Raw genomic sequence first — 20,645 nt, 5'->3', positions numbered from 1 at the left:
TTTATTGTTTTTTCTTACGGAACGGTCACAACTACTATAGATCAGTGAAACACCATGCTTTTATAGTAACATAAATAAAGTAATGCGCTGCCAAGAGCAAGCATATAGCGAATTCAGTATTAAAGCGCTACAGTAGGACTGGGATGAATTTTACGCAGCCTCTGTCGGCGTAGGCACAGCACGCCAGAAAAATTTATACCAGTACTACGTTGGAACATAACGTATCTGTTTTATTTAGAATTGACTATACTTGCAAAAAATGAAAAAGCACTGAATGATGATACAATATACAGCCACAAGGTCTCAGTTCTTTTTCAATACTCATTTATTCAATGCTTATTAATACTATGTGATACCGCCATTATGACACTCTCAACGCCTCTACTTTTGATTACCGCTGACCCAAGCCATCCACTTGCATATATGGCATTACGCTATGCGCGCGCTTATCTACAAAACGCCTCTTTAGCCGATAATGCGCCTAATAGCGCGGATCATGAAAACTCTGTATTAAACATCTTCTTTTATGCAGATGCAGCACATACTGCCAATCGTTTAAGGTGGCAATCAGCCGATCAATCAAATATTACCCAAGAGTGGCAGGCAATGGCAGCACAGTATAATCTTGTACTGCCAGTATGCGTCAGTACGGCACTCAGTCGCGGTATTAGTGATACGGACAACAGCAGCCGCCATCAGTTAGAGACAGAAAATCTAGCGACAGGTTTTAAGCTAGTAGGTCTGAGTGAGCTTGCTATGATGATGCAAGGCGACTGTCGCTTACTACAATTCTAATAAAAATGATGGAAATAAAAATTCAGTTTGATACTAATAGGTAGCGACAAACAAGATTAGGAAAACCTCATGAAATTACTCATTCGGCTGCATACGCCCACTGAAATGGCAAGCTATGAAGGCTGTGCGCTGGCCTTGACGTTGGCAACCTTTGGGCACGAAGTGCAGCTGTATTTGGATGCGCCCGTCTTTGGATTTTTAATGCAGCCAAACTCACGCTTGCAAGGTATGATTCAAGCGCTTGAGCTTTATGACATGCCGCCAGCGTGGCTACCTGACGATGTTTTTAGTGGCTGGATAGCTGGCATGCTACCGACGGACTTGGCAACGCAGTTAGTCTTGATTCCAGAAGAAGTAAATTTACAAGTATTTGAGCAAATTCTCACTTTTTAATCTTAAAGCTATAAATAGCAAAGCTGATGTAAAATTTTATTGTTTCAAACCTATAGCAAGCAATCGGACACGAGTATGGCAACTTTATATCAATTACATAGCAGTATGGATACGCTCAGACGCACTACGGAACAAATGGCGTTGTCATGGCAGGCAGGCGATAGCATCCTTTTATTTGGTACAACCGTCGCATTTATAGATTGGTTCAATGCGTATTTGGGCGATATCGAGAATATGGAAATAGAAACCATTGCTGGTATTTACGCGCTTGCCGACGATGTGGCAAAGTTGCATGAAAACACCGCAGCGAAGCTTAATCTAGCGGCAAAGCTCACTGGTATTTTAAGCGATGCAGAATGGGTAGCAATGACCCAAGACAGCCGCTTTGATAAAGTCGTGACGATTGCCTTATGAGTATGTCTATTAACTCGTCTACATCCTCTCTGACCTCAATAAATATGGCATTAGACGATGTAGCATTAGATCAGGATGGGCATTTACGTGACCACACTATCTGGACGCCCGATATTGCACAGCAGCTAGCTAATACCTTGGATATCGTCTTAGATACTGAGCGCTTGGCAGTGTTACAGCAAGTACGAGCTTTTTTTGTAAAATTCAATCACGCACCTGCCACGCGCCCACTAATAAAATGGCTACAGCAGACTTTACCTGATGATGACATCAGCAATCAAAAGCTACAGCAGCTATTTAACACAGGTCTGGTCGCCCGCCATGTCAATCGCCTCGCTGGGCTACCCAAACCGCCGAATTGCTTATAAATGCTCATAAAAAAGACAGATAAATTCTTTATTTATCTGCCTTTTTTATGAGCATTTTTATAATAAAAGTACTACTTTGGGTCGTAGACGATGAGTGTCTCATAGCCGATACTACGACCTTCATCACCGCCAAATCCTTGTTGTCGCCATACCTCATATAAACATATTGCCACGCTGTTCGACAGATTCAAACTGCGTGAATCTGCTAGCATCGGCAATCGTAGCCAGTTATCAGCGCCAATATCTTCACGTATATCATCTGCCAGTCCCGCTGTTTCTGAGCCAAAAACCATGGCCACATTATTTCCAGAAAAATCACTGCCCGACTCTGCAGTCTCTTGTCCACCAAAATCATAATCATAAAAAGGCTTACTTAACTTGGTGGTCAATGCCGTAATGGTATGACAGTCAGCATCCTGCAATGCTTGCTTTGCTATTGACCAATTGTCGTGTACTTGCAGATGGGCATACTCATGATAATCTAATCCTGCACGGCGCAATTTTTTATCATCCAGCTCAAACCCTAATGGTTTGACTAAATGCAGCTGCGCCCCACTATTGGCACACAGACGAATGATATTGCCCGTGTTACTGGGCATTTTTGGCGCTACCAGCACGATATGAATGGTCATACTCTCTCCGTCATTAGCATTAGGGTTATTTTTCTGACTTATATGGCAAAGGTAATTAAAAGTTACAGTTTACTGCCAATAATTACATTTTGATACTGGGCACGTATTTTAACTTTGATTATGATGGCTGTAACGGACAAGGGGATAATATAAAAATATTGTCATCGTCTGTTATCATCTTGCAGTGTAACTTAGGATCAACATCAAGTTTCACTGTTACTACACTACTTATCTGTATCTGTCTTTTTTGAGGAATATACCATGAAAAAATTAGTTATCGCATCTTTGGCTGCTATGTTTGTATTAACTGGTTGTAACACTTTTAAAGGTCTAGGCCAAGACGTATCAAGCGCTGGTAGTGCTGTAAGCGGTACTGCACAAGAAGTACAAAACAAAATCTAAGCTTTAAATATTTAGGTTGTTTAAAGGGCTTATCATCTATGTGATAAGCCCTTTTTTATTAAGCTTAAGTTCTGAACACTTAACGAGCATACTTCGCTATAAAAATGCTCTTAATATTTGATTGAGATACCTTTTACCAAGTTCTGTCGGTTGCAACTGTTCCGGATGATCTATCAATAGACCTTGCTCGATTAATGTAGCAACTTGTATTGCAATGCTGTCATAACTTAGCCCCGTACGTGCTTCAAATAACGACCATGCTACGCCACCATGCAAACGTAAGGCATTAAGCATAAACTCACTAACCAACTCCTCTTCATCAATCGCTTGCCAGCCAACCATTTTTGGCGCTGATATTGATGCCCCATCTTGGACATGAGCTTCTTCATATTCTATATAACTTTTTGGCATACGGGATTTACTAAAGCGATAGATACCTGATTGAGTATTTTCGCTATCAATACTCCATATGTCAGTCGCCATCTCATTGCCGATATCTTGTCCGATCATATCTTGTCCAATAGTGACTTTTCCATGAGCACCCGCCCCAATGGCCAAATAGTCACCAAACTGCCAGTAGTTGACGTTATGTTGACAAGGCTTATCCCCTGCCCCAGACCATGCTGATACCTCATAATTGCAATAGCCTAAATTCTGTAATAATGTCTGACCAGATTCTTCTATATCTGCCAAGCGATCCTCATTGGGTAAAATTGGCTGACTGCGATAGAATACGGTATTTGGCTCAATGGTCAGCTGATACCATGAGATATGGGTCGCACCAGCATCGTGTGCCATTTGAATATCGTCTAACGCCTCGCTCATGGTTTGCTCTGGTAGTCCATGCATCAAATCCACGTTTACGCGCTCAAATCCAGCTTCTCGAGCTGCTTTAATTGCAGATAGCGCTTGAGTAGGATTATGAATACGTCCAAGCGTGGTTAATTGTTCAGCAGAAAAGCTCTGCACACCTATCGATAGGCGATTAATACCCACCTCTAAATACTCAGCAAATGGCGCATGCTCAAGGGTGCCTGGATTTGCCTCCATAGTGATTTCGATGTCGCTAGAAAATTGATAATATTTCCGTAAACCATCAAACAAGCGCTGGTATTGAGCAATGGGCAACAACGACGGCGTACCACCGCCGATAAATATGGAGCTAATCTCACGTCCTTGGGTCAATACCTGCTGCATCGCAGCATCTTGCAATAATGCATCGACATATTCATCATACATGGACAGCTGACTATCAACTGGTAGCTCATGTGAATTAAAATCACAGTAAGGGCATTTTTTGACACACCACGGGATATGGATGTATAACGCCAATGGAATGTCTGTCACTTCTACTGCATTCGAATGACCATCATGAAAAGGCTTTGCTTGCTGAAACAGTTGATTAGGTTTGATATTTGACATAAGCGGACTTATCTATAAATAGGTAACTGCCATCAATAGCAGAAAATACCGCTAGGATAACGGCTAAGCACAGTAAAAAAAAGCCCAACTTCAAGAAAATTCTATCGATAACAAAAACAATGACAAAGGCTCATGTTAAAAATTCTTAGTTATAGGCAAAATAACTAAGAATCACCATTATTATATAAAATAATTATAAATAACCAACTATATAAAAAGGATAAAAACTATGGCATATTGGCTTATAAAATCTAATCCAAGCTGTTTTAGTATAAAAGACTTAGAAGGTGCAGGAACAGAGATGTGGGATGGCGTGCGTAACTACCGAGCCCGCAATTTTATGCGTGATGATATGCAAGTAGGTGACAAGGCGTTTTTTTACCACTCTAGTGCTAAACCCTCTGGCGTTGCTGGTATCGTGACTATTAGTCAAGCTGGCTATCCTGATATTACTCAATTTCATCCTGAACACCGGCATTACGACCCGAAAGCCACCGCAGAGAATCCGCGATGGTATATGGTTGATTTGACTTTCAATCAAGCTTTTAACAATATATTACCACTGTCAGAGCTAAAGTTTCTGCCCACGCTCGAGAACTCATTATTACTGAGAAAAGGCTGTGAACAATTGACCATCATACCGCTTGAGCCTAAACACTGGTATGCAATCATGGATATTGCAGGAAATCTTAATTTACTGTCAGAAGATACCGACTCTATTGAATGAATAATTCTGGCTTACAAGCACCAAAATTGATGTTTAATTCTTCTATTAGGGGCTTAATACACCTATAAATACGACCTTCATCAAACTTTTCTAAAATATTTACATTATAGCCTGACTTCTTTACCATTCTATTAACTTATGACCTGTTACTTCATCACTTGAATTGACGGGTTATTTTTATTTTAGCATCAGTGATTCTTTTTTCACTCTGCATGCCTAGTCTTATTAAAAATGGACTTGCTCATATTATTTATCGGAGTATTATCGTCGCACACCTCCTATTTTACTGTCTCGCTATTGATTTATTGATGGCTGTGTTTATTCATTAGTAAAATTTGTTTATCAAAAATAATTATTGTAAAGAATAAAAGTTGCTCATTATGGTTTTCCCGTTGTCTTTTGTAGATTTTAAAAGTTACAGTTTACGCTTAGGTATACTCGCGCTGCCCATCTTAATCACCCAGTTTTGTCAAGCAGCGCTTGGTGTTGTCGATGCCATTATGGCAGGTCAAGTTTCGGCACTTGATTTGGCTGCTGTCGCTGTCGGCTCAGGTATTTGGCTACCATTATTTTTATTAGCAACAGGTATTTTGATTGCGACTACGCCTCTGATCGGTGAAGCCATTGGTCAAAACCAACTCGATAAAGTACCACATATCACGCAGCAGTCATTATGGACGGCTGGTGTCATTGGTATCCTTGGTTTTATCATTGTTAACCTAGCACCCAATGTGCTTGCCCTCATGGGTGTTCCTGAAAATATACAACCGATAGCAACTCAGTATTTGCATGGCGTATCATTTGGCTTCCCTGCAATTGCCGTTTATGCGGTGCTGCGTAGTTACTGTGAAGCGCTTGGTCGACCAGAGCCTGTGACAGTTATTAGTATCATAGGGCTGCTTGCAGATATCCCGCTTAACTATATTTTTATCCATGGCTTATTTGGCATGCCTGAGATGGGTGGCGCTGGTTGCGGGGTAGCAACTGCTATCGTTTTGTGGATTAACGTCTTATTATTAGCCGCTTATACCAGCTTTACTAAGCGTCAGCAATTTGCCAGTACGCGCTTTTTTTATGCCTTTGCCAGCCCAAATCGGGCACAGATAAAAAAACTTCTCAAGCTTGGTATTCCGATTGGCGTCTCTATCTTTTTTGAAGCCAGTCTATTTAGCTTAGGCGCACTGGTGATTAGTCCATTGGGTGAGCTGGCAACCGCATCGCACCAAGTCGCCTTATCAGTGACCTCGCAGTTGTTTATGATCCCAATTTCGGTCGCGATGGCACTGACCATTATGGTATCCAACCGCTTTGGTGAAAAAAACCTAATGGCACTGCGTCAAGTACAAGCAACCGGTCTTATATGGACGGTACTTATTGCATTTGCCTGTATGATTGGTGTTTGGCTATTTAGACCACAATTGGCAGCGGCATTCACTGACAATCCTGTCGTACGAGCTCAAGCCATGCATTTGCTCATCTTTGCGCTTGCTTATCAGCTATTTGATGGCTGGCAAGTTAATGTCGCGGGTATATTACGGGGCATGCAAGATACTACAATACCGATGTGGGTTACCCTATTTTGCTACTGGATAGTGGCACTACCGCTTGGTATTTATCTAGTACGCTTTACTGATATTGGGGCGCAAGGTTTTTGGATGGCTTTAATTACAGGGTTATTTTTATCGTCTATTTTACTTACCATACGTTTGCGATACCAACAAAAGAGATTGCTGGCAATGTGGGGATAACAATAAGACTAGGTTTACACAAGTTTATCTAAATGTTATCTGTAATAATCATCACTGGCGCTCGCAAGTCACATAGACTATGATAAATTCTTGAGCATTTCTTACTCAAACGAGCGCTTACGTCATAATATGTAAAAAAACTCAGTTAACAACTGTACATCGATTGCTCATTGCCGTGAATATAGGTATCATTAGCAATTATCTACACAATATTTAGTTACACTATTTTTCTCGAATTTGTTACAAGGCAAAAATACAATTATGGATATTGAAAAAATACGCACCCTCATTGCACTCATGGAAGAAAGCGAACTGGTTAATTTGGAAATCAGCTCAGATGACGAGCATATCAGTTTGACTCGTCACTATGATGCACCGGCGCCAACGATGATGGCTGCACCTACTGCTGGTGCTGCTACACCTCATACTACTGAATCGCAGCCTGCGATGAAAGCAGGTAGTGTTGAGACGTCACCTATGGTTGGCGTTTATTACTCAGCCCCTAGTCCTAATGATCCACCATTTATAAAGGTTGGACAAAAAGTGCAAGCTGGTGATACGCTCGGCATCATTGAAGCGATGAAAATTATGAATCCTCTTGAGGCGACTCAAAGTGGTGTTATTGATGAGATCTTGGTCACTAATTCTGAAGTGGTACAGTTTGGTCAGCCTATCGTACGCTATAAAGCGTAATCAGATTTGCCAACCTTTACTTCGTTCTGATGGAGAGCGTGCTATTTATCAGGCAATATCAACTTATGCTTAGGCTATTTTAGTTTAATCATATCTAAGCTTAAAGATTTTAAAGTTAGATAATCACTAGGCTTAATAATAAGTTTTGATATTGCTGAATATAGTGACTCCATTAAAAAACGCCGCTTCAATAAGGATGATCCCATGATAAAAAAACTGCTCATCGCCAATAGAGGTGAGATTGCTCTACGTATCGTTCGCGCTTGTAAAGCCCTTGGTATTCAAACCGTTGGAGTTTACTCTACGGCTGATGCCAATTTGATGCACTTACGCTTTGTTGATGAAGCCATTTGTATCGGCAAGCCTAATGCCAATCAAAGCTATCTAAATATCAATACTATCTTGACTGCTGCTGAGATTACTGGCGCTGATGCCATTCACCCCGGTTATGGTTTTTTGGCTGAAAATGCTGAATTTGCTGAACGTATTGAAGAAGCTGGATTAACCTTTGTAGGCCCTACTGCAGATCATATTCGTCTGATGGGAAACAAGGTTTCCGCGATCAATGCCATGAAAAAAGCGGGTGTGCCGACAGTACCTGGTTCAGTAGGTGCTGTGACGCTACACAATGCTGAAGAGCAAGCACGCAATATCGGTTTTCCCTTGTTGATTAAAGCGGCAGCGGGTGGCGGTGGTCGTGGTATGCGTGTGGTTGAGCGCTTTGAAGAAATTATCGGTCAAGTGCAAGCGGCTAAGCAAGAAGCTGAGCTATGGTTTGGTGATGACACGGTTTATATGGAACGTTATCTCCAAAACCCGCGACATGTAGAGATACAAGTACTTGGCGATGGTAATGGTAATGCCATTCATTTATATGACAGAGATTGCTCATTGCAGCGTCGTCATCAAAAAGTTTTAGAAGAAGCCCCTGCCCCTGATATTCCTGATGATGTACGTCAGCCTATCTTAGATGCTTGTGTAAAAGCTTGTAAGCTGGTCAAATACCGCGGTGCTGGTACTTTTGAGTTTTTATTTGAAAATAATGAATATTTCTTTATTGAGATGAACACTCGCGTACAAGTTGAGCATACTATTACTGAGATGATTACAGGCATTGATGTGGTCGTTGAACAGTTAAAAATCGCAGCAGGCTACGGTCTATCGTATCGCCAAAGTGAGATTGAAATTCAAGGTCATGCGATTGAATGTCGCATCAATGCTGAAGATCCAGTGACCTTTATGCCATCACCTGGTACGGTTACTCAGCTGTATTCACCTAGTGGGGCTGGTATCCGCTTTGACTCACATCTATATCCTGGCTATGAGATTCCAAGTTACTATGACTCTTTGATTGGTAAGCTTATCTGTCATGGTCAAACCCGTCAGCAAGCGATTTCGAAAACGCTACAGGCACTTGATGAGTTGGTTATCGAAGGTATCAAAACAAATATCCCGATGCATCGTGATGTAATTTTATCAGATGATAATTTTGTTCATGAAGCACAGAATATTCATTATCTTGAAAGAGAGTTGTTAACTGCTAATAAAGAAAAATCTAACTTGTGAACTGATTAAATATTGATATCAAATATCTTTATTATCAAGATTTTTTCTCATTAAAAAAACCGCTATCCATGCAGATAGCGGTTTTTTTATTGATGATTGTAATTAAAGCTAAAGCAAAGTCACTGAAAAACCATTACTATGGCAGAATTCTATTAAAATTCATAAAGCACTCTTTGCCATCAGGATCAGCACACCACTGCATTTGATTGCCATCATGATTTAAAAAGGCAATCAACGCCTCATTGCTCTGATCTATCTGGCTACCGGAGCAATCTACTTCATTGTTATCGTAAACGGTTTTAATAGCAATGATAGGTAGCCCCTCCTCACGGTGCGTAATCAAATAACGTCCATAAGTCCACTCTTTGCCACTGACTGACCACATTTCATTATCAGCAGCAAAATTGTAAAGCTCACGGCACTGAGCAGATTTCTTTGCTGATGCAATGAGTTTTTTGCTGGTATCAGTTTGAATATTAATAAGACGTTTTTCGTTTTGTGTCAATAGTCCTGCACCGGCGTCGACTTTAGGTTCGTTACTTTTAATCTGACTCCTGTCTTTTGACGCTGCTTGCCGCGCCTCAGCTTCTTTGGTCATCGTGATACTACTATTTAAATCAATCTCCCACTGTCCAGCAATCGCAGGACTAATATGTGTGGTAATGGTCGGCTTACTAACTGCTTCGCCATTTACTGGCAATGATGCCAAAATAGCAGCTAATGAAAATGAAGCAAATGAGAGAGGTTCCATAATTAACCTTGTTATTTATACTATTATAATAATGAATGCTATGTACATTAGCGTAAGTCTTAGTCACCGAAAACACAAGTAACATTATGCTATTAGGCTTTAACCTCTCAGTGGTAAGCACTTCAATAAGATCTCTAATTACTGAGGTTCAGACATAGTTTCAAACATAAAAAATAACGCCATGGCTCTGATTTGCTTATCGCAATGAGCCATGACGTTATACTTATAGAAATGTAAACTTATATGCCTAAATATTTAAATTCTTAAGTACTTGGTTATTAAACAGCAGCGATACTAACTGCTTGAGCAAAGGCTGACAATGCGCCCTTTAGCATGGCTGATACCGTGCTGCTACAAGTGCCGATGCCTGAATAAACTTCACCATCTACATTTAGCTGTATATAAGCAGCAGCATTGGCATTTGTCTTATTGTCTCTGTTGTTATCATCATTGATACCATCACCGCTATTATGCTGCGGATTGATTGCATGCTCAGCGTAGTTAATGACATGGATTGATTTGCCTGTATGCTGCGCCAATCCATCGATAAACGAAGATAACGGCCCATTACCATCACCATCTATAGTGATGGTATCGCCATTCATCTGAACTTGACCGTTAAAGTAGACTTCGCCGCCTTTATTATTGACCGTATAATCTAACAGCTCAAAACTGCCTTGCTGTAAATAAGTGTCTTCAAAGGTCTGTAAGATTTCATCATTCTGCAATTCACGAGCCGTGGTTTCAGCTTGTTTTTGTACCACACCACTAAAGTCAATTTGCATCCAACGTGGTAAATTGAAGCCATAGTTGCGCTGCAAGATATAAGCCACACCGCCTTTACCAGATTGGCTATTGATGCGCACCACATCCTGATAGCTGCGACCAATATGTGCAGGATCAATTGGTAAATATGCCACATCCCAAACGTTTTCTGTCTTCTCCACATGCTTCTCATTATAGTCGAGGCATTTCTTGATCGCGTCTTGGTGCGAGCCGCTAAAGGCAGTAAATACAAGCTCACCTACATAGGGATGACGTGGATGCAGAGGCAAGTTATTGCATTCGCTAACGACTTGTACAATCTCACTCATGTTACTAAAATCAAGCTCAGGATCGATACCTTGGCTAAACAGATTCATCGCCATGACCATGATATCCATATTGCCGGTACGCTCGCCATTACCAAGTAAGGTGCCCTCGATACGATCTGCGCCAGCAAGCACACCAAGCTCAGCCGCCGCCACCGCACAGCCTCGGTCATTATGCGTATGCAAGCTAATAGTCACATGCTCACGCTTGGCAAGATTACGACAAAAATACTCGACTTGATCAGCGAATACATTGGGCATTGACGCCTCAACCGTCGCAGGTAAGTTTAAGATTACCTCTTGACCGTTCTCGGGTCGCCAAACATCACAAACGGCATCACAGACTTCAACTGCATATTCAGTCTCAGTTTGGCTAAAGCTCTCAGGTGAATACTGGAATACCCATTCTGTTTCTGGATATTTAGCAGCATATTCAACCAATAATTTAGCACCAGTGACAGCTATCTCTTTGATTTCAGCTTTATCTTTAGCATATACTTTTTCGCGCTGAATACGGCAAGTTGAGTTATAAACATGAACGATGGCACGCTTTGCGCCTTTTAAGGATTCAAAAGTTCGAGCAATCAAATGCTCACGTGCCTGCACCAATACCTGCAAAGTCACGTCATCAGGCACATGATTTTCTTCAATCAATTTACGAGCAAAATCAAACTCGACTTGTGCCGCTGAGGGAAAACCTATTTCAATTTCTTTAAAACCCACATCTATCAAGGTTTCAAAAAAACGCATTTTTTGTTCAATAGTCATCGGATCAATCAATGCCTGATTGCCATCACGCAGATCCACACTTGCCCATATCGGTGATTTCTCTAGCGTTTTGCTCGGCCATGTGCGATCTGGCAACAGTGGCGCAAATGCAAAAGGGCGATATTTACGGAAATCGAAAGCGGCTTTTTTTGGTGTGCTCTTTGCAGCGGCAGGCGCTACAGGGCGTGTTGCTTGGTCAGACATAATCAATCCTTAGATGGCATTAGGTTGGTATTTTTAGTGAGGCAATCAATGCCAAAATCCTGCTTTATCATACGAGATAATACGAACTTATGCCATTATAATAACAAAGTTTATAAGGTGAATATCGGCTTTATAATAAGTATATTTACCTTATATTAGTGAAATACGATAAATAAATCGCTATAATTGGCATAATCCACTAATAAAAATACTTATTATGCAACATGCTCATTCTAATCAGCTGTTAATTGCAGATATTGATGACACAGATAAACGCTTATTGCGCTTATTACAGACCGATGCACGTATGAGCATTACTGAGCTTGCTGAGCGCGTTAATCTCTCGGCAACCCCTTGTGCGCGCCGTATTAAGCGCTTAGAAGATAGTGACGTTATCACCGGTTATCATACTCAAACCGATGCCCAAAAACTTGGCTATCCCTTGGCAGTTTTCATTGCTATCAGTATGGACCGTCACACGGCCGACCGTTTTGAGCAGTTTGAGCGCAAGGTTAAAAGCTTCGATGAAGTCATCAGCTGTAGTATCGTCACTGGTCGCTCCGAGGACTACCTGATTAAAGTACGCGTACGGGATATGGCTCACTATGAGGAATTTTTATTGCATCGGTTAAATCGTATCGAAGGCGTGGCACAAGTCCATACCAGCTTTGAGCTGCGAGAAGTATTCAGCCGCAGTATGGTTTAATCATACTAAAGTGATTCGCTTACATGATTATTTTTTGCAGTCGGTTCGTTTGACGCCAGAAAAAGAATACCAAAACCAGTCCTATCAGCAGTCCTATAGCCGCTACCAACAACCCTGCATTAAAATTATCATTCTCTCCCGCCAGCGCTACCGTTACCAATGGTCCGATGAACTGCCCTATTGCATAGGCTAATGTCGCCAGTCCTATCAGCAGATTTGAATAGATGGGATTTATGTTTTTAATAATCGTCAAGGTCATAGAGACCATACCCACAAAGGTTAATCCTAAAATCATGGCATTAGCATATAAACCAATAGCGCCATCAAACCCTATGGGCAAATACATGCCAAACGCTTGCAATAACGTCAAGCCCATTAAGGTTTTGACTTCACCAATACGCTTGGCAAGAGCACCCCAAATCGGGTTTGAGAGCATGGCAAAAATACCTACCACCAGCCAAATAGACAGTCCAGCAGAATTTTGAGTGGTCAAGCGCTGAGCTGCCATTACCGGCAAAAAAGTCGCCGATGTAATATAACCAAAGCCTGCCAGCACATAACTGGTCAACAATAACGCAATGGGCTTGCTATGACCTGCTAGCGCCTCGTATAAAGACCGCTTAAAATTAATATAGGTTTGATATAGCGAGGAATAATGATTACTCTGGGGTTTTTCTGAGCTTACTGATGTTGGATTTGATGATGTTGAACCAGATAAAGTAACCATAGCAGATGGACGTATGCCATACAGCAACCATAAAACAGGTAAGCTAATCATTCCAGCGATCAGCCAAATCACGTCGAAATGGTAGCCAAGCGTCAGTAACCACCACGTCAGTATTGCGGAGGCACTGATACCGACGCCGATACCTGCATAGTGCACTGCCGATAGCACTGAACGGCGCTCAAGACTGAAGCTTTGAATGACCAAAGATGAGCTTAAAATCATCGCCACACCACTTGCGATACCTGATATCAGCCGAATGCCATACCATAGATTTAATGACATATTTGGCACAACCAACAGCATGGTAGTAATGACACTAACTATTGTCCATAATATTAACATGTGCCATGTTAAACGCTGCGGCACAAACATCGCGATAAGCGCGCCAATAAAATAGCCAATATAGTTGATTGAAGCGAGCCAACCTGCAATGGTCGTGGATAGCGACAATTGCAGCATAATATCAGGTAAAGTGGCTGTAAATAAAAAGCGTCCAAACCCCATCACCACCGCCATACAGTACATACCAATCAACGCAACAGCTGTTTCATTGGTGATAGTAATAACAGCACGGCTTTTGAGAGCAGTCATCATGACAGGGCCATTTTGTGGCAAAAAGCACACAATCCTTTGTGTTAAAGTAGTAAACAACAATTATGAACGAGTATTAGAACAGCATTGAATATAGTATTTAATCCCACGAAACATTGAGTGTTGGACGATTTTCTTGCTCATTTTTCTCTGCTTGCCCCAACATCTGCACGCGCTGATCACTAAACATATCCATATCAGGTGCAAGCGTACGCATAAAGCGGTCAAAATAGAGCATCTGCTTGGTCAATAAAGCAAAATCACGCGGAAAATGAATACCATGACGCTTACCGACCTCAACTATCTCCAGCATCATTGTATTCAGCTCATCCGCCTGCTCTTTCGTATTAAAAGGCACACCACTGGTAAAGGCTTTGTCCTCTGCCATGATGGTCTTCATCATACGCTGCAAATCATCACCCAATGCCACCACATCAACCTGATTACCACCATGTGTCATCTCCATATCTATCATATGGCGTGCCATCGCATAATAATCATTATCCTGCATGGCTTGCATCATTCCCATGCAAGCGCGCCAGCTTTCAGCCTTCAATTTACCGACAATACCAAAATCTAAAAATCCGATACGTCCATCAGTTAATAGCATTAAATTACCCGCATGCAAATCCGCATGGAAACTATTACACAGCATCAGGCTTGCAAACCAAGTATTGAGCGTATCTGCCATCACTTGGGCAGGATCAGTACAATATTGACGCATCAAAGTTTCATCTACCATAGAGACACCGTATAAGCGGCTCATGGTCAACACACGCTTGGTAGTGTACGCCTCATAGACTTTTGGTGCCACCACGCGTGTATTGCCTGATACTGCCAAAAACTGCTGAAAGTCACGAATATTTTGTGCCTCAGCGATAAAGTCTGTCTCCGCAAGCATACGCAAACGAATCTCATCAATAATCGGCGCAATGCTGGCAAATCTCATTGAAGGCATCAACAATTCAACCAGCTTTGTCACGCCATGCAATACACCCAAATCCGTCTGCATAATGGTTTCGACGCCAGGTTTTTGCACCTTTAATACAACTTCATCACCATTATGCAAACGCGCTGCGTGGACTTGAGCGATAGAAGCGGAAGCCAGTGGTTTTGAGTCAATATAGGCAAACGTCTCTTCAAGTGTGAGTCCATTAACAGCTAGCTCTTCTGTTAATACTTGCTCGATATAAGCATAAGACAATGGCGTGGTTTGATCCAAACAGCTTTGAAAGGCTTGCACATATTCGCGCGGAAATAATGACGGCGTACTGGCAATAAACTGCCCAATTTTGATATAAGTCGTACCCAGTTGTTCAAAAGTTTCTTTTAACAGCATGGCATCAGGCTTTTCGCCCTTCGCCACTCTAAGCGCTGATAAACCAGCGACACTTGCTGTTTGACGAACACGATTAACGACATTAAAGGTATGTTTTAATAAATGCGGACGATGAATTTTCATAAAAGACAACTGTGGTCATAAGAAGGATATTTGAGAATCGGCGATTATAATTGGTAAAAAATCATTAATTAAAATTAGGAAAGGCTATTACAGACAGGACATTCTGACTCTTTTCGATATCCCATCAAGCGTTGCTGCATCCGACTACCATCCCATATCAGCAGTTTGTTTGTCAGTGGATTTTTGGTTAATCCTAGATATTGCAAAGCAGCATTGGCTTGTAGATTACCCATGATAGCTGTAGTGCTGGCAAGCACCCCAGAATTGGCACACGTACGTTCATCCGCCTCGGCATCCAGTACTACCGAACCAAACACGCAGTGATAGCAGCCGGTATTTAGATCTGGCTCAAACAGTGCCAGTTGCCCTTGCATTGCAATAGCAGATGCCGATAATAATGGAATCTGATAGCGCACACTAATACGATTTATGATGTCACGGGTAGCAAAATTATCTGTACAGTCTAACAATAGGTCTGGCGTACCGCACGCCATATCAAGTAACTCATAAGCATTGTCTTCACTCAAACGCGCTATCGTACCGCGCGCTGTGATTAAAGGATTGATACGCATCAACATTTGCGCAGCAGTTATAGCTTTAGGTTTACCAATATCCTCCGGTAAAAACAATGTTTGACGCTGTAAATTACTGGCTTCAATGTCATCGTCATCAATTAGGTGAATATGCCCAAGTCCTGCACGCACTAAGGTTTCAGAAGCTGGGCAACCTAGCCCACCTGCGCCTATCATGACGACACGTGATGATTTTAGTCGTAGCTGAGCATCAATATCCCAGCCATCAAGTAATATTTGACGCGCATAACGCAGCAGCTCATCATCTAACAATATTTCTGTTTCTACATTACTCATATGGATTACCAGTACTCAATATTGCCGCTTATTTTTATTAAACTGCCCAAGCGTCACTCTATCGTTCCCACCAAAATCTTTAATCGTTTGTATATTATCGAAGTGATTGTCCGCAAATAACTGGCGTGCAGCATGCCCTTGATCAAAGCCATGCTCAATCGCTAGTAGCCCGCCTACTTTTAGATACTGCGGCGCATGATGGACAATATGTTCGATATCAGCCAAACCATGATTAGGGGCGCTCAAAGCACTAATTGGCTCTGCTAATAAACCTGCTAAATGCTCATCCGCCTCATCAATATAGGGCGGATTTGAGACAATCACATCGAATAAATGTTCATCCTGAGTAGAGAGTGCATCATACCAGCTACTATGGACAAACTCGATATCTACAGCATTACTAACCGCATTATGCTGAGCAATTTTTAGCGCCTCTAGCGAGAAATCAACAGCAACGACTTGCCAGCTTACTGGTTCCAATTTGCGAGCCAGCTTTAACTCGTGAGCAAGACTGATGGCAATGCAACCAGAACCCGTGCCCAGATCAAGCAGACGCTTATTGTTAGCAGCATTAGGCACAAACTCTTCATTGGCAGTATTTATCCAATGTAGTACTTGCTCAACCAAAACTTCAGTATCGGGTCTGGGAATTAAGGTATGTTCATTAACGGCAAAATCAAGCGACCAAAATGCCTGTATACCCGTTAAATAAGCCAATGGTGTACCTTGCTGCATTTTGGTCACACCAACATTAAATCGCTCAACCTCAACATCACTTAGCTGATAGCTATCATCCGTTATTAAAAATAGCGCAGGTTTATCAATGATATATAACAGCCAATCTGTTATCCAAAATGGCGAAACAGATAATTCTTCCGCCATTTGTATCGCTTGCTGCTTGATTTGCCATACTGTTACGTCTGCTGCTTTTTGCGCTGTCATAAATGACTCTTAATAATTATATCTGCTTTATTTTTATAACCTCTAACCTACTCTGATGCGCGCGGTGGCTCATTAGTATTGGTTAAATTAGGATTGGCTTTGGTTAACTCAACACCTTTATTACTGCCACTATTACTATCGTCACTGCCATCGCCGTAAATATCATCATTGTCACCAATGACGATATATTTATCAACATAATAAATCAGCGCTAAAATAGGAATACCAATTAGAAAAGTAAACATAAAGAAGAAGGGATAACTGGTGCTATCAACGATAGTGCCTGAATAACCACCCACCACTTTTGGTAATAATGTCATTAGTGATGAAAATATTGAATACTGGACGGCAGTAAATCGAATAGATGTTAATGCAGATAAAAAGGCAATAAATACGGCACTAGCAAGACCAGCTGCAAGGTTATCAAGGATTACTGCCAAATACATATACGGCAAGCTCCCAGGATGGTATGTCAGCAGAATAAATAACAAGTTGGTCACGCAGGCAAGGACTGCTCCAACCATCATTGCGCGCATGATACGCATCTTTTGTGCTAATAAACCACCTAAGAAACCACCAGCAATCGCCATGACAACGCCAACCAATTTAACGGCGTTGGCAATATCAACTTTAGTGAATGCCATGTCTTGATAGAAGACGTTAGAGATAACCCCGGCAACAATATCTGAGATACGATAAAGACCAATCAGCGCCAATAACAATAACGCCTTTTTACCGTAACGGCGGAAAAAGTCAGCAATAGGCTCAATCCATGTGGTCTTAGCAAACTCTTGCTCCACAAGATTGGCTTTTACTAAGCTGTAACCGATAATCAAAGCCGCTGCCAAACTCGATACCATACGCACTACTTCGATTAAGAAGCCTGCGAACACACTTTCTGTCTCAGGTAAGACCAAGCCCGCATTAGCAAATACCAGTACAAAACCTATGACTGATATAGCGAATACTAATACTAGACGGGTATATTCTGACGTTTTACGTTCAACGACCACTTGTTGTCTAATCGGCTCATGAATCACCAAGGTGGTAATAACCCCAATGCCCATAACCGCTGCCATAATCCAGTAGGTATTGCGCCACGCCTCATAGCTATAAAAGCTCTCGGTAGAACCAAAGTAATCGGCTAAATATAATGCCCCAGCACCAGCGACAATCATCCCGATACGGTAACCGGTCACATACATGGCAGACAAGACCGCTTGTAGGCTTGGTGGTGCCAATTCGATGCGATAGGCATCAATAACAATGTCTTGTGTCGCTGATGAAAAGCCAAGTAGTACTGCACCTACTGCCATCAGGACTAGACTGCCTTCATTCGCTGGATTGACACTCGCCATAATACAAATAGCGGCAATAATCATAATCTGCGAGACCAAAATCCAGCTGCGCCTGCGACCTAAGAGCTTGGTTAATATTGGCAATGGCACCGCATCAATTAGTGGTGCCCAGATAAACTTAAAGGCATAACCAAGCGCCGCCCAGCTAAACATCGTTACTACGCTACGATCAATCCCTGCTTCACGCAGCCATAATGATAAGCTAGAGAAAATTAGTAAGATAGGAATGCCAGCGACAAAGCCCAAGAACAGCATGATAAGTGAACGCCGATCAAGATAAGCTTGCAAAGATTCGCTAAGTGACTTCTTGGCAATAGTAGAATTGGGCGGAATAGGTTGGACAGCAGACATAACGACTCACCAAAAATTTAGACAAAAAATACGACAGTGCGCTACTTTTTATCCAAAAATTTTATCTACTGGCAGTGTGACATCGAGACTATCAGGATAAAAAAGGACAAAAAATTGCCTAGCTCTGTACAAAGAAAATGATATTTGCTGCAAAATTGAATAATGGTACTTGAGAATGCTTAAATTGACTAGATGTTTTTCCACTAACTACTTGATTGAGCATATCGGATATACTCTATAGCTTGCCTTAGTAAGTACATGTATCTTAATCTTTCTTAAATATAAATTAAGCTATAATTTTTTGGTTTACTACTACTATATTTCTATCTAGCGTACTATCCAAGCGATTTTCCTATATTCCATATATGTATAAATAGATACCTATTTATTATATACAAGAATAATAGCTTTGATTTACACTACACGCTTGTTATGTTTTTTGGGCGTTTTAACTTTTATAAAGACGACTGACTCTTTATATAATGGGATTAACTTATGGCAATCGACGTAGTGGTCAATCAGCGGCATCTGCAAATTCAACTCAAACAGTTGGAGACAGTGTGGCATACCGTAATCAATGGCTATAATTTAAGTCAGGCGGCGACGGTACTGCATACCAGCCAATCAAGTCTTTCAAAGCATATCGCAGCACTTGAGAATCAGCTCAAAACCGAAGTGTTCGTGCGCCAAGGCAAACGTTTAACGGGGCTTACGACAATGGGTACGGCGCTCATGCCGCATATTGAGTCTATCTTTACCGAAATCCGTACGATTGAAAACCTCAGCCTCGACTTTAACAATCCAAATGTCGGTACATTGACAATTGCCACGACTCATACTCAGGCACGTTATGTCTTACCAGAAGTCGTGAAAGAATTTAAAGAGCGTTTTCCTAAGGTTAATCTCATTCTACAACAGGCAGATCCTGAAACCATCGCACAGATGGTGATACGTGGGCAGGCCGATATTGGTATTGCAACCGAGTCCTTGCTACATAACAACTATCTGCGCTGCTATCGTTATTACGACTGGACGCATCGTGTCATCGTGCCAAGCGATCATGAATTGGCAGGACTAGAATCTATCGATTTACCAACTCTCGCCAGCTATCCAATCGTAACTTATCACGGTGGTTTTACGGGACGCGGCGCCATTGACAAGACTTTTAGCGATGCCGGTCTTGAGCCAGATATCGTATTGGCAGCACTTGATGCTGATGTGATTAGTACCTATGTTGGACTTGGCTTAGGGATTGGTATTATTGCAGAAATGGCATTTGAGCCAAGTCATTATCAGAATCTAACCGCCATTCCAGTCGACCATTTTGGACGTTTTACCAGTTGGATGGCAGTACGTGATGATGCAGAAATCCGCCAGTATGGACGGGCGTTTATGGAGCTGTGTCAAAAACAGTTCAGTCAGTAATGACTGCTGTTTTCACTAATACGTGTAGCTATAGTCAATCCACTATCAATCAAACACAGTGCTACTGGTATAAGTTTTGCGCCGCCTCTGTCTGCGCAGGCACAGCAAGCAAGAAAAATTTATACCAGTAGCGCGTTATAATATTTGTACTTATTTTATTTAGGAGTGACTATAGTATTTGATTATTAAGTCAGTTATATAAATAGAAGATCAAAGTACTCGTAATTAAAAATACTCATA

The 20,645-nt window shown here is 41.6% G+C and carries 20 protein-coding genes; 11 read left to right on the top strand and 9 right to left on the bottom strand.

The window, feature by feature from the left end; translation table 11 throughout:
- The first annotated feature begins 363 nt into the window (after nucleotides 1-363).
- The 4 genes from tusD to PCRYO_RS06015 all read left to right on the top strand — a co-directional run bounded on the left by tusD (nucleotide 364) and on the right by PCRYO_RS06015 (nucleotide 1,970).
- The gene (gene tusD, locus PCRYO_RS06030) at nucleotides 364-795 is read left to right on the top strand and encodes a sulfurtransferase complex subunit TusD (protein ID WP_011513508.1); all 432 of its coding nucleotides are present in this window, start codon (nucleotides 364-366) and stop codon (nucleotides 793-795) included.
- Nucleotides 796-864: 69 nt separating this feature from the next.
- Nucleotides 865-1,188 carry a hypothetical protein gene (locus tag PCRYO_RS06025; RefSeq protein ID WP_011513507.1) on the top strand — a complete coding sequence of 108 codons (324 nt, stop codon included), beginning with the start codon at nucleotides 865-867 and terminating at the stop codon, nucleotides 1,186-1,188.
- Between the two features lie 75 nt (nucleotides 1,189-1,263).
- Nucleotides 1,264-1,602, top strand: coding sequence for a hypothetical protein (locus tag PCRYO_RS06020; RefSeq protein WP_011513506.1), 339 nt, complete (start codon nucleotides 1,264-1,266; stop codon nucleotides 1,600-1,602).
- A gap of 44 nt (nucleotides 1,603-1,646) precedes the next feature.
- Nucleotides 1,647-1,970: a TusE/DsrC/DsvC family sulfur relay protein gene (locus tag PCRYO_RS06015; RefSeq protein ID WP_041753477.1), complete on the top strand. Its 324-nt coding sequence runs from the start codon at nucleotides 1,647-1,649 to the stop codon at nucleotides 1,968-1,970.
- Nucleotides 1,971-2,041: 71 nt separating this feature from the next.
- Here PCRYO_RS06015 and PCRYO_RS06010 read toward each other — a convergent pair whose 3' ends face one another.
- Nucleotides 2,042-2,602: a tRNA (cytidine(34)-2'-O)-methyltransferase gene (locus tag PCRYO_RS06010; RefSeq protein WP_011513504.1), complete on the bottom strand. Its 561-nt coding sequence runs from the start codon at nucleotides 2,600-2,602 to the stop codon at nucleotides 2,042-2,044.
- A 261-nt stretch (nucleotides 2,603-2,863) separates the two neighbouring features.
- Between PCRYO_RS06010 and PCRYO_RS06005 the strand changes: the two genes are divergently transcribed.
- Nucleotides 2,864-3,004 (top strand): entericidin A/B family lipoprotein, encoded by a 141-nt coding sequence (locus PCRYO_RS06005; RefSeq protein ID WP_011280495.1) that lies wholly within the window; start codon nucleotides 2,864-2,866, stop codon nucleotides 3,002-3,004.
- 96 nt (nucleotides 3,005-3,100) lie between these two features.
- Here the strand turns inward: PCRYO_RS06005 and hemW are convergent, their stop codons facing one another.
- Complete coding sequence (gene hemW, locus PCRYO_RS06000) at nucleotides 3,101-4,426, bottom strand: radical SAM family heme chaperone HemW (RefSeq protein ID WP_011513503.1); 1,326 nt, start codon at nucleotides 4,424-4,426, stop codon at nucleotides 3,101-3,103.
- A 229-nt stretch (nucleotides 4,427-4,655) separates the two neighbouring features.
- Here hemW and PCRYO_RS05995 point away from each other — a divergent pair, with 229 nt between their 5' ends.
- The 4 genes from PCRYO_RS05995 (at nucleotide 4,656) to accC (ending at nucleotide 9,160) form a co-directional block, all read left to right on the top strand.
- Complete coding sequence (locus PCRYO_RS05995; RefSeq protein WP_011513502.1) at nucleotides 4,656-5,153, top strand: EVE domain-containing protein; 498 nt, start codon at nucleotides 4,656-4,658, stop codon at nucleotides 5,151-5,153.
- Nucleotides 5,154-5,533: 380 nt separating this feature from the next.
- Nucleotides 5,534-6,901 (top strand): MATE family efflux transporter, encoded by a 1,368-nt coding sequence (locus PCRYO_RS05990; protein ID WP_011513501.1) that lies wholly within the window; start codon nucleotides 5,534-5,536, stop codon nucleotides 6,899-6,901.
- Between the two features lie 261 nt (nucleotides 6,902-7,162).
- On the top strand, nucleotides 7,163-7,594 hold the full coding sequence (gene accB, locus PCRYO_RS05985) for an acetyl-CoA carboxylase biotin carboxyl carrier protein (RefSeq protein WP_011513500.1): 432 nt from the start codon (nucleotides 7,163-7,165) through the stop codon (nucleotides 7,592-7,594).
- A 204-nt stretch (nucleotides 7,595-7,798) separates the two neighbouring features.
- Nucleotides 7,799-9,160 (top strand): acetyl-CoA carboxylase biotin carboxylase subunit, encoded by a 1,362-nt coding sequence (gene accC / locus PCRYO_RS05980; RefSeq protein WP_011513499.1) that lies wholly within the window; start codon nucleotides 7,799-7,801, stop codon nucleotides 9,158-9,160.
- A 136-nt stretch (nucleotides 9,161-9,296) separates the two neighbouring features.
- Here accC and PCRYO_RS05975 read toward each other — a convergent pair whose 3' ends face one another.
- Nucleotides 9,297-9,911, bottom strand: a complete 615-nt coding sequence (locus PCRYO_RS05975) for a hypothetical protein (protein WP_011513498.1) — start codon at nucleotides 9,909-9,911, stop codon at nucleotides 9,297-9,299.
- 278 nt (nucleotides 9,912-10,189) lie between these two features.
- The gene (gene leuA / locus PCRYO_RS05970) at nucleotides 10,190-11,974 is read right to left on the bottom strand and encodes a 2-isopropylmalate synthase (protein ID WP_011513497.1); all 1,785 of its coding nucleotides are present in this window, start codon (nucleotides 11,972-11,974) and stop codon (nucleotides 10,190-10,192) included.
- Between the two features lie 217 nt (nucleotides 11,975-12,191).
- On the opposite strand from leuA, the gene PCRYO_RS05965 reads away from it, so the two are divergent.
- Nucleotides 12,192-12,680 carry an Lrp/AsnC family transcriptional regulator gene (locus PCRYO_RS05965; RefSeq protein ID WP_011513496.1) on the top strand — a complete coding sequence of 163 codons (489 nt, stop codon included), beginning with the start codon at nucleotides 12,192-12,194 and terminating at the stop codon, nucleotides 12,678-12,680.
- A gap of 19 nt (nucleotides 12,681-12,699) precedes the next feature.
- On the opposite strand, the gene PCRYO_RS05960 is transcribed toward PCRYO_RS05965, so the two are convergent.
- The 5 genes from PCRYO_RS05960 to PCRYO_RS05940 form a co-directional block, all read right to left on the bottom strand.
- Nucleotides 12,700-14,001, bottom strand: coding sequence for a YbfB/YjiJ family MFS transporter (locus PCRYO_RS05960; protein ID WP_011513495.1), 1,302 nt, complete (start codon nucleotides 13,999-14,001; stop codon nucleotides 12,700-12,702).
- A 97-nt stretch (nucleotides 14,002-14,098) separates the two neighbouring features.
- The gene (locus tag PCRYO_RS05955; RefSeq protein ID WP_011513494.1) at nucleotides 14,099-15,460 is read right to left on the bottom strand and encodes an ABC1 kinase family protein; all 1,362 of its coding nucleotides are present in this window, start codon (nucleotides 15,458-15,460) and stop codon (nucleotides 14,099-14,101) included.
- Between the two features lie 74 nt (nucleotides 15,461-15,534).
- Entirely contained in the window at nucleotides 15,535-16,329 is a 795-nt protein-coding gene (locus PCRYO_RS05950) for a HesA/MoeB/ThiF family protein (protein ID WP_011513493.1), read from the bottom strand.
- A gap of 15 nt (nucleotides 16,330-16,344) precedes the next feature.
- Nucleotides 16,345-17,271 (bottom strand): peptide chain release factor N(5)-glutamine methyltransferase, encoded by a 927-nt coding sequence (gene prmC, locus PCRYO_RS05945; RefSeq protein WP_011513492.1) that lies wholly within the window; start codon nucleotides 17,269-17,271, stop codon nucleotides 16,345-16,347.
- Nucleotides 17,272-17,318: 47 nt separating this feature from the next.
- Nucleotides 17,319-18,980: an AmpG family muropeptide MFS transporter gene (locus PCRYO_RS05940; RefSeq protein WP_011513491.1), complete on the bottom strand. Its 1,662-nt coding sequence runs from the start codon at nucleotides 18,978-18,980 to the stop codon at nucleotides 17,319-17,321.
- Between the two features lie 495 nt (nucleotides 18,981-19,475).
- On the opposite strand from PCRYO_RS05940, the gene PCRYO_RS05935 reads away from it, so the two are divergent.
- Entirely contained in the window at nucleotides 19,476-20,405 is a 930-nt protein-coding gene (locus tag PCRYO_RS05935) for a LysR substrate-binding domain-containing protein (protein WP_011513490.1), read from the top strand.
- Nucleotides 20,406-20,645: the final 240 nt, after the last annotated feature.

Source organism: Psychrobacter cryohalolentis K5 (genome assembly GCF_000013905.1).
Lineage (GTDB): Bacteria > Pseudomonadota > Gammaproteobacteria > Pseudomonadales > Moraxellaceae > Psychrobacter > Psychrobacter cryohalolentis.
The sequence above is the reverse complement of the archived record's forward strand: the minus strand, read 5'-3'. Positions and strand labels throughout refer to the sequence as shown.

Bases quoted from the DNA above. Each gene is read 5' to 3' on its own strand.
- PCRYO_RS06020 (WP_011513506.1), top strand. From the start codon at position 1,264: ATGGCAACTTTATATCAATTACATAGCAGTATGGATACGCTCAGACGC.
- hemW (WP_011513503.1), bottom strand. From the start codon at position 4,426: ATGTCAAATATCAAACCTAATCAACTGTTTCAGCAAGCAAAGCCTTTT.
- PCRYO_RS06015 (WP_041753477.1), top strand. From the start codon at position 1,647: ATGGCATTAGACGATGTAGCATTAGATCAGGATGGGCATTTACGTGAC.
- PCRYO_RS05965 (WP_011513496.1), top strand. From the start codon at position 12,192: ATGCAACATGCTCATTCTAATCAGCTGTTAATTGCAGATATTGATGAC.
- PCRYO_RS05960 (WP_011513495.1), bottom strand. From the start codon at position 14,001: ATGATGACTGCTCTCAAAAGCCGTGCTGTTATTACTATCACCAATGAA.
- PCRYO_RS05950 (WP_011513493.1), bottom strand. From the start codon at position 16,329: ATGAGTAATGTAGAAACAGAAATATTGTTAGATGATGAGCTGCTGCGT.
- PCRYO_RS05940 (WP_011513491.1), bottom strand. From the start codon at position 18,980: ATGTCTGCTGTCCAACCTATTCCGCCCAATTCTACTATTGCCAAGAAG.
- tusD (WP_011513508.1), top strand. From the start codon at position 364: ATGACACTCTCAACGCCTCTACTTTTGATTACCGCTGACCCAAGCCAT.
- PCRYO_RS05995 (WP_011513502.1), top strand. From the start codon at position 4,656: ATGGCATATTGGCTTATAAAATCTAATCCAAGCTGTTTTAGTATAAAA.
- PCRYO_RS05955 (WP_011513494.1), bottom strand. From the start codon at position 15,460: ATGAAAATTCATCGTCCGCATTTATTAAAACATACCTTTAATGTCGTT.
- PCRYO_RS06005 (WP_011280495.1), top strand. From the start codon at position 2,864: ATGAAAAAATTAGTTATCGCATCTTTGGCTGCTATGTTTGTATTAACT.
- PCRYO_RS05990 (WP_011513501.1), top strand. From the start codon at position 5,534: ATGGTTTTCCCGTTGTCTTTTGTAGATTTTAAAAGTTACAGTTTACGC.
- leuA (WP_011513497.1), bottom strand. From the start codon at position 11,974: ATGTCTGACCAAGCAACACGCCCTGTAGCGCCTGCCGCTGCAAAGAGC.
- PCRYO_RS06010 (WP_011513504.1), bottom strand. From the start codon at position 2,602: ATGACCATTCATATCGTGCTGGTAGCGCCAAAAATGCCCAGTAACACG.
- accB (WP_011513500.1), top strand. From the start codon at position 7,163: ATGGATATTGAAAAAATACGCACCCTCATTGCACTCATGGAAGAAAGC.
- PCRYO_RS05935 (WP_011513490.1), top strand. From the start codon at position 19,476: ATGGCAATCGACGTAGTGGTCAATCAGCGGCATCTGCAAATTCAACTC.
- PCRYO_RS06025 (WP_011513507.1), top strand. From the start codon at position 865: ATGAAATTACTCATTCGGCTGCATACGCCCACTGAAATGGCAAGCTAT.
- accC (WP_011513499.1), top strand. From the start codon at position 7,799: ATGATAAAAAAACTGCTCATCGCCAATAGAGGTGAGATTGCTCTACGT.
- PCRYO_RS05975 (WP_011513498.1), bottom strand. From the start codon at position 9,911: ATGGAACCTCTCTCATTTGCTTCATTTTCATTAGCTGCTATTTTGGCA.
- prmC (WP_011513492.1), bottom strand. From the start codon at position 17,271: ATGACAGCGCAAAAAGCAGCAGACGTAACAGTATGGCAAATCAAGCAG.